This is a genomic window from Sphingomonas sp. NFX23, assembly GCF_049887795.1.
Classification (GTDB): Bacteria; Pseudomonadota; Alphaproteobacteria; order Sphingomonadales; family Sphingomonadaceae; genus Sphingomonas.
This window is the reverse complement of record NZ_JAGEKH010000001.1, coordinates 390956-403678: the sequence shown is the minus strand read 5'-3', so window position 1 is coordinate 403678 and position 12723 is coordinate 390956. Positions and strand designations below refer to the sequence as shown.

The window sequence follows — 12723 nt, the reverse complement described above, 5'->3', positions numbered from 1 at the left end:
GTACGTCCGGACACGGGACACAGGCAACCGACAAGAATGCCGGCCGCCTGAAGCAACCCATGCGGCCTGACGCTCGCGAAGCGTGGCGCTATAGCGATTTCACCCCGCGTTGCAAGCTTTGGCCCAGAGTGGCAGGGCATGCGCCTGACAAAAGACCTGATATTCGAGGGGCAACGCCGTGATATTACCCGTAACGCTGACGATCGCCGCGGCCGCCGCCGTCGTCAACCTGTGGCTCGCCTTCCGAATCGTGCCGATGCGCGTGAAGGAGAGCGTGCTGATCGGCGACGACGGCAACCAGCGCCTGCAGGCGCGGATGCGCGCGCACGCCAATTTCACCGAATACGCGCCGTTCATCCTGATCCTGATGGGACTGATCGAGCTCGCCGGCGGATCGACGCTGTGGCTGTGGATTGCGGGCGCGGTGTTCGTGATCGCGCGAATCGCCCATGCGTTCGGAATGGACCGGACGACGTCGAGCGTGCCACGGGCAGGGGGCGCGCTGGCGACCTGGGTGCTGATGGCGGTATTGGCCGGTTGGGCGCTGACGATCGCGTATCAGGCGAACAGCGTGCCCACTGGCAAGACCTTCCAGGTCGTGCCGTCGGGTGGCCGGGCATGAGCGCGCTTCGTCTATTGGGTGCCGCCACCCTGCTGGCCGCATCACCGGGCGCCGCGCAGGTATCGCCAGAGCGGTTGTCCGCCGACGTGAAGACGCTCGCCTCCGACGCGTTCGAGGGCCGTGCGCCCGGCACCCCCGGTGAGACCAAGACGATCGCCTGGCTGATCGCACAGTTCAAGGCGATGAAGGCGCAACCCGGCGGCCCGGACGGCAGCTGGACGCAACCCGTGCCGCTCGTCCACACCCGGATGGGCGCGGGCACCGTCCGCGCCGGCGACACCGCGCTGGTACAGGGCCGCGACGTGTATCTCAGCACCGTTCGCGGCGTTGACCGCGTCGCGATCGAGAACGCACCGATGGTGTTCGTCGGCTACGGCGTCAGCGCGCCCGAGCGCGGCTGGGACGACTTCAAGGGCCTCGACCTCAAGGGCAAGGTGGCCGTGTTCCTCGTCAACGATCCCGACTTCGAGGCGGTCGCTGGCGACGATGCGAAGGGCAAGTTCGGTGATCGCCGGATGACCTATTACGGCCGCTGGACGTACAAATACGAGGAAGCCGCGCGACGTGGCGCGGTTGGCGCGCTGATCGTCCACGACACGGCGGGCGCGGGTTACGGCTGGAACACCGTCACCGCCCCCGCCGGCGAGAATTACGACATCGTCCGGAAAGACCCTGAGTCGCGGGTGATGCTCCAGGGCTGGCTCGAAGGTGGGGCGGCGACCCGGTTGTTCGCCGCATCCGGCCTCGACCTAGCGGCGTTGCGCAAGGCGGCGCGGCGGAGCGACTTCCGACCGGTCGCGCTGAAGCAGGCGTTCACCACCGACCTGCCGGTCAAGCACGACACCGCCGTGAGCCAAAACGTTCTCGCCAAGCTTCCCGGCACGAAACACGCGGACGAGGTCGTGATGTTCGGCGCGCACTGGGACGCCTACGGCATCGGCGCGCCCGATGCGCAGGGGCGTACCATCCGTCCCGGCGCCAACGACGACGGCCTCGGCGTGGCGGGCGTCCTCGAACTTGCGCGCAATTTCGCCAAGGCCCCCCGCACCGACCGCAGCCTCGTCTTCGCGCTGTGGAGCGGCGAGGAGCGCGGGTTGCTCGGCTCGGAAACCTATGCGGTGAACCCGGTCTATCCAGCCGCCAAGACGGTCGCCAATTTGACGCTCGACATCCTCCAGACGGCGGGCCCCGCGAAGGACGTCATGCTGGTCGGGGCCGGCCAGAACAGCCTCGAAGATATGCTCGGCGATGCCGCCAAGGCGCAAGGCCGCGTCGTGACGCCGGAAGCGCTCCCCGAACGCGGGCTGTTCTACCGCGCCGACCATTTCTCGGTCGCGCGGCGCGGCGTGCCGACACTGCTGCTGATGGCGATCAGCGGCGCACCCGATCTGGTCAAGGGCGGCCGGGCCGCGGGGCAGGCTTGGCTCGACGGCTATATGAAATGCTATCACCAGACGTGTGATGCTTGGGGCGCCGACTGGGATTTGCGCGGTGCGGCGCAGGACGTGGACCTGTTCAAGACGATCGGCACGAAGCTGGCGAACAGCCGCCTGTGGCCCGAGTGGCGCGACGGGTCGGAGTTCAAGTCGGTGCGGGCTGAGACGGTGGGGGAGCGGAAGTAGAAGGACTGTCCTCCATAGAGGCAACCACCCCGGCGAAGGCCGGGGCCCAGTTGGAAAGGTCCCGGTAACGGAGCGCTACCTCAGACAAACTTCGTCCCCCAACTGGGCCCCGGCCTTCGCCGGGGTGGGGCCGTTGAGAGGTAGCGTTGCTGCCTCTTCTTGTTCTCCCGCGAAGGCGGGAGCCCAGGGTTACAGGCGTTGCCGCTTGGTATCCTGGACCCCCGCCTCCGCGGGGGAACAGGAAAGCAAGATCAACCCGCCAGCGCCCGATCACTAACGAACATATTCGTCGCCCGCTCATGTGCGAACGTGCTCGCCGGCCCATGTCCCGGAATAAAGCTCGTATCGCTCCCCAGCGGCCACAGCTTCTCGACGATCGACTTCACCAACACCTGATGATTCCCTCCAGGCATGTCCGATCGCCCGACCGACCCCTGGAACAGCACATCCCCCACCTGCGCGAACTTCGACGGCGCATGGTGGAAGATCACATGCCCCTCAGTGTGCCCCGGCGTCTCGTACACATCGAGCACGAGGTCGCCGACCGACACCGTGTCGCCCTCGACCAGCCACCGGTCCGGTTCGAAATTGACCCCCGAAATCCCGTATTTCGGCCCGTCCTGATCGAGCCGCTGCAGCCAGAACCGGTCCGCCTCGTGCGGCCCCTCGATCGGCACGCCGAGATCGTTCGACAACCGCTTGGCGCCCCCCGCGTGATCGATATGCCCATGCGTCAGCAGGATCTTCTCGACCGTGACCCCCGCCTGTTCGACCGCCGCCATGATCCGCGGCAGGTCGCCGCCCGGATCGATCACTGCCGCCTTCATCGTCGCGGTGCACCAGAGGAGCGTGCAGTTCTGCTGGATCGGCGTGACGGGCACGATCGCAGCGCGGAGGGGAGGATTTGTCATGGCCTCGAAATAGGATGACGCACCGCTTGGAGCAATCGCCGCTTGCGGTTTACCCCATCGCCCGTGCAACAGTGAAGGCGATGTGGACCGCGCCCTACGTGTTGCTCGATGACGCCCGCGCGGCAGGCGCCCCGGCGCGAGTGTACCGCGATCCCGTCCGGATCGTCCGCGCCGATACGCTCGCCGAGGTCCGCCCTGCGCTCGATGCGTTACGAAGCGCCTGCGCGGAGGGCCTGCACGCTGCCGGCTACCTCACCTATGAAGCCGGCGCCGCACTTGCGTCGAAGCCCGTCGATGTCCGCACCGAAGGCCCGCTGCTCTGGTTCGGCCTGTTCGCCGAGTACCGGACGATCGCACCCGAAGACGTCGCCGCCCTCCTCCCCGACCCCGCGGGCGCGTGGACCGGTGCGCCCCAGCCGCTGATCGACCGCGACACCTACGACGCCAGCCTCACGCGCGTGCTCGACCTGATCGCGGCGGGTGACATCTACCAGGCCAACCTCACCTTCGCCGCCACCGTGCCGTTCGTCGGCGACCCTCTCGCGCTCTACGCCCGGCTGCGGCGCCAGGCGAAGGCGGGCTACGGCGCGCTGATCGACACCGGCGAGACGCGCTTCCTGTCGCTCTCCCCCGAACTGTTCTTCGCGCTCGACGGCGACACGCTCACCTGCCGCCCGATGAAGGGCACCGCGCCGCGAGGCGACACCCTCGACGCCGATCGCGCGCTCGCCGAAACACTCGCCGCCGACCCGAAGCAGCGCGCCGAGAACCTCATGATCGTCGATCTGATGCGCAACGACCTGTCGCGTGTCGCCACGCAGGTCACGGTCCCCGACCTGTTCACCGTCGAGACCTATCCGACCGTTCACCAGATGACCTCGACCGTCACCGCAAACCTGAAACCAGACCGCGACGCAGTCGACGTCCTGACCGCGCTGTTCCCGTGCGGATCGATCACCGGCGCGCCGAAGCAACGCGCGATGGAGGTCATCGCCGAAGTCGAGCAAGCCCGCACCCGCGGCATCTACACCGGCGCGATCGGGCGGTTCGATCCGAACGGCGACGCCATATTCAACGTCGCCATCCGCACGATCGCGATCGAAGACGGCGCAGCGATGATGAGTCTCGGCTCAGGTATCGTCGCCGACAGCGCAACCGACGCGGAGTGGGACGAGTGCCACGCGAAGGGCGCGTTCGTCACCGCCGGCCAGCGCCGCTTCGATCTGATCGAGACGATGGCGTTCGATCCCGACGACGGCCTCGCCCGTCTCGAGGCGCATCTCGCGCGGATGAAGGCCAGCGCCCAGGCCTTGGGCTTCACCTTCGACCGCCACACCGCGCGCAACGAACTTCAGGCCGCGACCTTCCGGTTGCGCGGCCCCCGCCGCATCCGCCTGTTGCTCAGCCCATCAGGCGCGATCGCGATCGAGGCAGCACCGCTCCCGCACTCACCTGCGCAAGCGACCGTCGCGATCATCCCGCTACCCGTCGCCGCGACCGACTTCCGCCTCCGCCACAAGACGAGCGCTCGCGCCTTCTACGACGACGCGCGGAAAGCCGCGGGGACGTTCGAGGTGCTGTTTGAGGATGCCGACGGCTTCCTCACCGAAGGCAGCTTCACCTCCTTGTTTGTCCAGCGCGGCGAAGCACTCGTCACGCCGCCGCTACGGCATGGCCTGCTCCCCGGGATATTGCGAGCCGACCTCCTTGAATCGGGCCGCGCAACCGAAGCCCCGCTAACCCGAGCCGACCTGACCGCTGGATTCTTCATCGGAAATGCGGTCCGCGGGCTCATTCCTGCCATCGTTACGGTTGCGAATTCGACCGATCGGCGCGTATAGCGCCCGCAAATTCCGCGGCGATGTTCGCGGACAACCGCAAAGGTTACACCATGCACGCATCCGCCGCGCTCGGCCGCATCAGCCCCTCGCCGACGCTCGCGATCACTTCGCGCGTTCTCGAACTGAAGCGCGCAGGCGTCGACGTGATCGGGCTTGGTGCGGGCGAACCGGATTTCGATACGCCGGACTTCGTGAAAGAGGCCGCGATCCAGGCGATCCGCGACGGCAAGACCAAGTACACCAACGTCGACGGCACGATCGAGCTCAAGCAGGCGATCGTCGCCAAGTTCGCGCGCGACAACAATCTTACCTACACCACCGACCAGATCAGCGTGAACGTCGGCGGCAAGCACACATTGTTCAACGCGATGGTCGCGACGATCGATCCGGGCGACGAGGTCGTCATCCCCGCGCCCTACTGGGTGAGCTATCCCGACGTCGTGCAGTTCGCCGGTGGCGTGCCGGTCATCGTCAAGGCGGGTCCCGAGGTCGGTTACAAGCTCGATCCCGCCGCGCTCAATGCCGCGATCACCTCGAAAACCAAGTGGGTGATCCTCAACTCGCCGTCGAACCCGACCGGTGCCGGCTATACGATCGACGAACTGAAGGCGCTCGGTGCGGTGCTCGCGAAGCATCCACACGTGTGGATTTTCGCCGACGATATGTACGAGCACATCGTCTATGACGGCTTCAAGTTCGCGACGATTGCGGAAGCCTGCCCCGAGCTGTTCGAGCGCACGTTGACCGTCAACGGCTGCTCGAAGGCGTATGCGATGACCGGTTGGCGGATCGGCTACGGCGCGGGCGCGGCGTGGCTGATCAAGGCGATGGCCAAGCTCCAGTCGCAGTCGACCTCGAACCCGTGCTCGATCGCCCAGGCCGCCGCTGTCGCCGCCCTGAACGGCGACCAGTCTTTCCTCGCCGAGCGCAACACCGCGTTCCAGGGCCGTCGCGACCTCGTCGTGTCGATGCTCAACGAGATCGATGGCATGCACTGCCCAACGCCCGAGGGTGCGTTCTACGTCTATCCGTCGTTCGCCGATCTGATCGGCAAGACGACGCCGAACGGCCGCCTGATCGACACCGACGAGGCGATGGTCGGCTATCTGCTCGACGACGCCAAGGTGGCCGTCGTGCAGGGCGCCGCGTTCGGCCTCAGCCCCGCGTTCCGGATTAGCTATGCCACGTCGGATGCGCTGCTCCGCGAGGCCTGCACGCGAATCCAGGCGGCGTGCGCCGCGCTGAAATAACGCCGGCAACACTCGAGACACGCGGCGACATCTTCCGGCAACCCTGTCGGGCGATGCCTGCTGCACGATGAACGCATCGGCCACGGCGCGTTAATCGAGAGTTTCTAAAAACGACATTGTGGTTGGCCGGCATCTCTACGACATGCCGGTCCGTAGCTGACGCTGACCTATCCGGTCGGCGCCATCACTGGGTTTCATTGGGATCGCATTATGCGCAGCATCGTAAAGTCGAGTTTCTTCTGGCAGTTCAGCGGCGGTTTCGTCCTCGGCGCCATCGGCTTGCTCGCGCTCCAGCCCGCCGAAGCCCGCCAGACCTTCGCCAGCCATTTCGAGCACAGCGTCTCCGCCACCGCGCGATAACAGCGACGATGGCCTAGCGAAGTCGAGCGGCAACCCCATGTATCGAACCATGAAAAAGCCGCTTCTCGCCACGCTCGCCGCCATCGGTATCGCCGGTGCGTTTATTGCCACCGGCACCGCGCAAGGCGCCCGCGCCGTCGTCATCCCCGCCGTCAAGACCGACCTTCCCGCAGCGCCCGGTATCCAGACCGCGGTACTCGCAGGCGGCTGCTTCTGGACGATGGAAGCGGTGTTCGAGCATGTGAAGGGCGTTAAGGCCGTCACGACCGGCTATGCCGGCGGCACCAAGGCGACCGCGACTTACGACCAGGTTTCCGCCGAGACGACCCGGCATGCCGAAGCGATCAAGATCGCCTACGACCCCCGCGTGGTCAGCTACGGCACGTTGCTCCGCATATATTTCTCGATCGCGCATGACCCGACGACGTTGAACCGTCAGGGCCCTGACAGCGGCACCAGCTATCGCTCGGCGATCTTCCCGCAGTCGCCGGCGCAGGCGCAGGTCGCGCGGGCTTACATTGCGCAGCTGGGAGCGACTCATGCGTTCTCCGGGCCGATCGTGACGAAGCTGGAGACGGGGACGTTCTACCCGGCCGAGGCGTATCACCAGAATTTCTATGACCGGAACCCGACGCACCCGTACGTGGTGATGTGGGACAAGCCGAAGGTGGCCGCCTTCCGCGCGGCGTTCCCGACGATTTCTAGCTGAATTCCGTTAGCGGGCCCCCCAGTAGATCACTGAACTTAAGTAGCTTGTTTCCCCGCGAAGGCGGGGACCCAGACTGGGCTCCCGCCTTCGCGGGAGAACAAGGAGGGATGGGGTGATGTTTCGACAGGGAAGCATCGCATCGCTCCGGGGGGACCGATAGGAACGTCAGGCAGCAACCGGAAATCGCAGCATCCGGTCCGCCACCGGCACCATAGCCTCAGCCCCAACCCCAACCGCGCGCACGATCTCCGGATGGTCCACGTCCAACCCGCCAGTCAGCGACCCGAACGCAGGCAAAATCAGCTTCGTCGCCGTCGCCACGAAACACCGCCGCGCCACCGATTTCCCCCGCACGCGCAACCGAAGCTTCGGATGGAAATGCCCCGACAGCTCCGGCCGCGTCTCTGCCCGGTCCGCTTCATGCCGCAGCATCAGTCCATCGACGACCACCTCGTCCACTACCTCCCCGCCACACCGATCGAGGATAGCCGGATCGTGATTGCCCGTAATCCACGTCCAGCGCGTCCCGTCGGTCATCGCCCGCAGCATGTCCTGCGCGCGCTGCGGCAATCGCTCGCACCCGTCGCTGTCGTGGAAGCTGTCGCCGAGGCACCAGACTTCGCGCGCGCCCGTTGCAGCGACCAGCGCAGTGAGATCCGCCAGCGTCGCGATCGAATCATACGGCGGAAGCATCTGGCCGCGCTTGGCGAACCAGCTCGCCTTCTCGAAATGCAGGTCGGCGACCAGCAGCGCACGCCGCTCCGGCCAGAACAGCGCGCCTTGCGCCAACGCCAGAAGCGCATGCCCGCCGAACGAAAAGGGAACCATCTGCCCGCCATGCCGGTGCCCGCCCGGTGAATCAACCCGCCATTGCCCGAAACCGGCAGGACTTGCGCATGCCCCCAATCGGCGTAAAGCGCGCCGTCCCCTCAGGAGGAGCGCTCTTCGCGCCATGACGTCCGTCGCCGGAACACCCCAAACTGCCGCTGTACCGGAAACGCCTGGCGATCTGTCAGCGGCGCATCTGCATCCGCACCCCGCACTCGCCGCCTTAACCGTCGGCGCGATCGGCGTGGTGTTCGGCGATATCGGCACCAGCCCGCTCTACGCGTTCCGCGAGGCACTCGGCCAGACGTCCGCAGGCGGCATCGATCCGACCGAAATCCTCGGCGTGCTGAGCCTCGCGCTCTGGTCGCTGTTCCTCGTCGTCACCGTCAAATACGTCATCTTCCTGATGCGCGCCGACAACCAGGGCGAGGGCGGGGTACTCGCGCTCGCCGCGCTCGCCCGTCGTGCGCTCGGCATGCGGTCGCGAATCGCGATCGTGCTCGGCGCGGCGGGCGCGTCGCTGTTCTACGGCGATGCGATCATCACGCCGGCGCTGTCGGTGCTCTCCGCGATGGAGGGCCTGCGAACGATCCCGAGCGCCGCGCATATCTTCAACGAAGGCGTGGTGCGCGCGCTGACGATCGCCATCCTGATCGGGCTGTTCCTGATCCAGGCGCGCGGCACGGCGCAGGTATCGAAGCTGTTCGGCCCGGTCTGCATCCTCTGGTTCGTCGCGATCGGCGCGCTCGGCATCTGGCACATCGCCGACGAGCCCTCGATCGTCCGCGTGTTCCTGCCGACCTACGGCATTTCGTTCCTCGCGACGCACGGCGTCACCGGCTTGTTCGTGCTCGGTGCGGTGTTCCTGACCGTCACCGGCGCCGAGGCTCTGACCGCGGACATGGGCCATTTCGGCAAGCTGCCGATCCGCATCGGCTGGTTCTTCCTCGTCTTCCCGGCGCTCGCGCTCAATTACCTGGGGCAGGGCGCATTCGCCTTGTCGCGGCTCGAGGATGCAGCGGCGCGCGGCGTACCGTTCGTCAATCAGGACTGGTTCTTCCTGATGGCGCCCGAGTCGCTGCGACCGGCGCTGATCATCCTCGCCGGCTTCGCGACCGTCATCGCCAGCCAGGCGGTCATCACCGGCGCGTTCTCGCTGACACAGCAGGCGATCCAGCTCGGCCTGCTCCCGCGCCTGCGCATCCGCCAGACGTCCGCCGTGTTCGCCGGCCAGATCTACCTGCCGGCGATCAACTGGCTGTTGCTGATCGGCGTGCTGGTGCTGGTGATCCAGTTCAAGACGTCGTCGGCGATGGCGGCCGCGTACGGCATCGCGGTAACCGGCACGATGGTCGTCACGACCTTGCTCGCGTACATCGTTGTCCGGCATCGCTGGAACTGGTCACGCCCGCTTGCACTAGCGGCGATCCTGCCGTTCCTGACGCTCGACCTGATCTTCTTCGGCGCCAACATCCTCCGCGTGATCGAGGGGGGCTGGGTGCCGCTGGTCATCGCCGCCGCGATCGGGCTGATCATCTTCACCTGGGTACGCGGCAAGAAGATCGTCAGCGCGTTCGAGAAGCGTCAGAGCATTCCGCTCAGTGATCTCGCCTCGGCGTTGGAAAAGCGTCCGCCCGAGCGTGTGTCGGGAACGGCGGTGTTCCTGACGGGCAACCCGCACGCGACGCCGGGTGCGCTGCTGCATAATCTGAAGCACAACAAGGTGCTCCACGAGCGCAACCTGATCGTCAGCATCCGCACCGCCGACCGGCCGTTCGTCGAGGAGTCTCAGCGGGCGAAGGTAGAACGCGTCGACGACAATTTCTCGATCGTCGTGCTGACCTACGGGTTCATGGAATCCCCTGACGTGCCCCGCGATCTCGGCGTCGGCAACAAGACCGAGCAGCTCGGGCTCGACCCGATGCGCACCTCGTTCTTCATCGGCCGCAACACGCTGAAGCCCGATGCGGAAAAGGGCATGCCGCCATGGCAGGACCGGATCTTCCTGTTCCTGCAAAGGAACGCCAGCGACCCCACCGACTTCCTGAAGATCCCCCCCGGCAAGGTGTTGGAACTAGGCGAACAAGTCACCGTCTAAGCCGAGAGTAAGGCGGACGGTTTCAAGAGGGGGAGCGCGTGCTCCCTCGCCCCTACGGGGAGAGGGAAGGGGCCCGCGGCGCTTGCCGTGGGAAGGGAGAGGGGTGTTGTCGGGCACCGTCTCGAGCCCCACGCCCCTCCCCTTCCGTCGCCTAAGGCTCCTCCCTCCCTCTCCCCGAAGGGGCGAGGGACGTGGCGCTCACCCCGCAAACGCCTTAACCAAGTCGAACAGATAATCCCGGCCATCATACAGCGAAGCCACCCGGATTCGCTCGTTAAGGCCATGAATGCCCCCCATGTCCTTGTCGATGAAGACGCCCGGCGCGCCGTAGACCGGGATGCCGATCGCCTCGAAGAAGATGCCGTCGGTCGCGCCGGTCGACATCAGTGGGAGAATCGGCAGGCCGGGGAAGTGCTTCGCCGCCACCTTGGTCACGGGCCCCATGATCTTCGGGTCGAGGGTCGGCGGGATCGCAGTCGGCCGCACCGGCTGGTTCGCCGTCACGGTCACCTTGGCCCCCGCCAGTTCCTTGAGCTTGACGAGCGTGCCCTCCACCGTCTCGCCCGGAAAGATCCGGCAGTTGATGTTCGCGGTCGCCCGCTGCGGCAACGCGTTCTCCGCATGCCCCGCGCTCAGCAACGTCGCCACGCACGTCGTCCGGAGCGTCGAGTGCATCGCCTTGTCACGACTGACGATCGCATCCGCCGCCTTGTCCTCGGGGTTCGCGAGCAGCTTCGTGATCGCATCGCCCATCTCGCCCGGCATCGCCTTCGCACTCGCCGCAAAGAACGCTTTGGTGGTGTCGGTGAACTTCACCGGAAACTCGTAGCCCTGCACCGCCTTCACCGCATCGGCGAGCTCATAGATCGCATTCTCGGGGATCGGCTGCGAGCTATGCCCGCCGGGATTGGTGGCGAGAAACGTGTAGTTCTGTGCCGCCTTCTCGCCGACCTGGATCGCCAGCAACTGGCGCTTGCCGTTGTCGTCGAGCCGCCCGCCGCCGCCCTCGTTCAGCGCGAACTCGGCCGCGATCAGGTCGGGCTTGGACTTCGCCAGATACTGCGCGCCGTTCCACGCGAACGTCGTCTCTTCGCCGCAGGTCAGCGCCAGCTTGATCGTCCGCTTCGGCTTGTACCCGCCCGTCTTGAAGCGGATCATCGCGTCGGACCAGATCGCCGCCTGCGCCTTGTCGTCGACGGTGCCGCGCGCGTAGTAATAGCCGCCTTCCTCGATCAGCTTGAACGGATCGCGTACCCAATCCTCGCGCTTCGCCTCGACCACGTCGAGATGGGCGAGCAGCAGCATCGGCTTGATCGACGCGTCCGACCCCTTCAGCACCGCGACCAGCCCGCCGTCCTTGGGATGCTCGGGCACCGAGAAATAGGTAATGTCGGCATCGGCATAGCCCGCGGTTTTCAGCCGCGCGCCGATCTGTGCCGCGGCCTGCGTGCAACTGCCAGCGGACAGCGTCGTGTTGGTCTCGACCAGCTCCTTGTAGAGCCCGAGGAACGCCTTCTGGTCGGGCCGCGACTGCGCTTGTGCTGAGAGCGGGGTCGTCAGGATTGCCGCCGTGAGTAGCCAGCCAGTCGCGCGCATCGTCATCCCCTTTTTCGTTTCCGGCGGGAGAGTTGCAGCGAACGCACGCGGACGCAACCTCAGCGGCGCAGCTCGCCACGACGGCGCGTCTCGCGTGGCAAGGTGAGCCGCACCTCGCGGTTGGCAAAGTCGATGTCGACGCGGCGGAAGAGTTGCAGCACGTCCATCCCGAGCAGCATCGCCGGCCGCTCGGCGAGGCCGAACAGGCGGAACGGCGGTGCATCGACTGCGGTGAACGCCACGGGCAGGTCGCCGAGCGTCAGGCTGCCGATCGTGACGCGGTCGATCGTCGTATAGTCGGCGATCACGGTCTCGCCGGTGACGCCGGTGAGCGACACGGGCTGCGCTGACCCCGCGCTGCCCAGTCCCTTGCGCGTCACCTTCCGGCGGAGCGCGCCGTTGGCCATGCTGACCGAGGTGCCGGTGTCGAGGATCACGCGGATGCGGATGCCGTTGCAATAGGCGTCGGTGACGACGAGCTGCCCGAACAGGCTGCGCGCCCGGATGACGATCTCGTCTGGGCTCGCGCGCTCGCGGCTTTGCCGTTTGTGCGAGGGGGTGACGGTCATCGTGTTGGTGTCGAAGTCGATCCCTACCGCGTGGGCCTGCAAGGCATCGATTCCGAGCAGCCCGCGCGCGCCGAGATTGATCGCGCTGATCGCCGGCGCCTCGATCGCCGCGCTGCCGATCACGCTGACCTTCAGCGAGGGGATGACGACGGTGCCGATGGCGCTCGATCCGGTCATGCCGGTCACGCGGACGATGCGGCCTGGCGTCAGGCCTAGCGTTGCGGCGAGTTCGCGCGCGATGACGGTCCGCTGGGCGCCAGTATCGACGACGAACGCGAACGGTCCTGCGCCGGCGATCGTGACCGGCACCGTCATGC

The 12723-nt window shown here is 66.5% G+C and carries 11 protein-coding genes; 7 read left to right on the top strand and 4 right to left on the bottom strand.

All coding sequences use genetic code 11. The features are described 5' to 3' along the window. Window positions 1-178 precede the first annotated feature (178 nt). Complete coding sequence (locus J4O76_RS01900) at window positions 179-622, top strand: MAPEG family protein (protein ID WP_426279927.1); 444 nt, start codon at window positions 179-181, stop codon at window positions 620-622. Beyond that, window positions 619-2244 (top strand): M28 family metallopeptidase, encoded by a 1626-nt coding sequence (locus J4O76_RS01895; protein ID WP_426279926.1) that lies wholly within the window; start codon window positions 619-621, stop codon window positions 2242-2244. The genes J4O76_RS01900 and J4O76_RS01895 overlap by 4 nt, the downstream gene beginning before the upstream one ends. Before the next feature lie 251 nt (window positions 2245-2495). Here J4O76_RS01895 and J4O76_RS01890 read toward each other — a convergent pair whose 3' ends face one another. Continuing rightward, window positions 2496-3155 (bottom strand): MBL fold metallo-hydrolase, encoded by a 660-nt coding sequence (locus J4O76_RS01890; RefSeq protein WP_426279925.1) that lies wholly within the window; start codon window positions 3153-3155, stop codon window positions 2496-2498. Between the two features lie 80 nt (window positions 3156-3235). On the opposite strand from J4O76_RS01890, the gene pabB reads away from it, so the two are divergent. The 4 genes from pabB to msrA all read left to right on the top strand — a co-directional run bounded on the left by pabB (window position 3236) and on the right by msrA (window position 7315). Beyond that, a complete protein-coding gene (pabB, locus tag J4O76_RS01885) occupies window positions 3236-4996 on the top strand; it encodes an aminodeoxychorismate synthase component I (RefSeq protein ID WP_426279924.1) in 1761 nt (586 codons plus the stop codon). A 50-nt stretch (window positions 4997-5046) separates the two neighbouring features. Beyond that, window positions 5047-6246 carry a pyridoxal phosphate-dependent aminotransferase gene (locus tag J4O76_RS01880; RefSeq protein WP_426279923.1) on the top strand — a complete coding sequence of 400 codons (1200 nt, stop codon included), beginning with the start codon at window positions 5047-5049 and terminating at the stop codon, window positions 6244-6246. Window positions 6247-6456: 210 nt separating this feature from the next. Further along, entirely contained in the window at window positions 6457-6606 is a 150-nt protein-coding gene (locus J4O76_RS01875; RefSeq protein ID WP_165895481.1) for a hypothetical protein, read from the top strand. Between the two features lie 49 nt (window positions 6607-6655). Beyond that, entirely contained in the window at window positions 6656-7315 is a 660-nt protein-coding gene (gene msrA / locus J4O76_RS01870) for a peptide-methionine (S)-S-oxide reductase MsrA (protein WP_426279922.1), read from the top strand. Window positions 7316-7480: 165 nt separating this feature from the next. Here msrA and pdeM read toward each other — a convergent pair whose 3' ends face one another. Continuing rightward, window positions 7481-8143 (bottom strand): ligase-associated DNA damage response endonuclease PdeM, encoded by a 663-nt coding sequence (gene pdeM / locus J4O76_RS01865; protein WP_426279921.1) that lies wholly within the window; start codon window positions 8141-8143, stop codon window positions 7481-7483. Between the two features lie 124 nt (window positions 8144-8267). Here pdeM and J4O76_RS01860 point away from each other — a divergent pair, with 124 nt between their 5' ends. Continuing rightward, window positions 8268-10241 (top strand): potassium transporter Kup, encoded by a 1974-nt coding sequence (locus J4O76_RS01860; RefSeq protein ID WP_426279920.1) that lies wholly within the window; start codon window positions 8268-8270, stop codon window positions 10239-10241. 198 nt (window positions 10242-10439) lie between these two features. Here the strand turns inward: J4O76_RS01860 and J4O76_RS01855 are convergent, their stop codons facing one another. Beyond that, window positions 10440-11843: a M20/M25/M40 family metallo-hydrolase gene (locus J4O76_RS01855; RefSeq protein WP_426279919.1), complete on the bottom strand. Its 1404-nt coding sequence runs from the start codon at window positions 11841-11843 to the stop codon at window positions 10440-10442. Between the two features lie 53 nt (window positions 11844-11896). Continuing rightward, window positions 11897-12721 (bottom strand): aspartyl protease family protein, encoded by an 825-nt coding sequence (locus J4O76_RS01850; RefSeq protein WP_426279918.1) that lies wholly within the window; start codon window positions 12719-12721, stop codon window positions 11897-11899. Between the last annotated feature and the right edge of the window lie 2 nt (window positions 12722-12723).

Coding starts and splice junctions, on each gene's coding strand:
- J4O76_RS01895 (WP_426279926.1), top strand. CDS start 619: ATGAGCGCGCTTCGTCTATTGGGTGCCGCCACCCTGCTGGCCGCATCA.
- J4O76_RS01890 (WP_426279925.1), bottom strand. CDS start 3,155: ATGACAAATCCTCCCCTCCGCGCTGCGATCGTGCCCGTCACGCCGATC.
- pabB (WP_426279924.1), top strand. CDS start 3,236: ATGTGGACCGCGCCCTACGTGTTGCTCGATGACGCCCGCGCGGCAGGC.
- J4O76_RS01880 (WP_426279923.1), top strand. CDS start 5,047: ATGCACGCATCCGCCGCGCTCGGCCGCATCAGCCCCTCGCCGACGCTC.
- J4O76_RS01875 (WP_165895481.1), top strand. CDS start 6,457: ATGCGCAGCATCGTAAAGTCGAGTTTCTTCTGGCAGTTCAGCGGCGGT.
- msrA (WP_426279922.1), top strand. CDS start 6,656: ATGAAAAAGCCGCTTCTCGCCACGCTCGCCGCCATCGGTATCGCCGGT.
- pdeM (WP_426279921.1), bottom strand. CDS start 8,143: ATGGTTCCCTTTTCGTTCGGCGGGCATGCGCTTCTGGCGTTGGCGCAA.
- J4O76_RS01860 (WP_426279920.1), top strand. CDS start 8,268: ATGACGTCCGTCGCCGGAACACCCCAAACTGCCGCTGTACCGGAAACG.
- J4O76_RS01855 (WP_426279919.1), bottom strand. CDS start 11,843: ATGACGATGCGCGCGACTGGCTGGCTACTCACGGCGGCAATCCTGACG.
- J4O76_RS01850 (WP_426279918.1), bottom strand. CDS start 12,721: ATGACGGTGCCGGTCACGATCGCCGGCGCAGGACCGTTCGCGTTCGTC.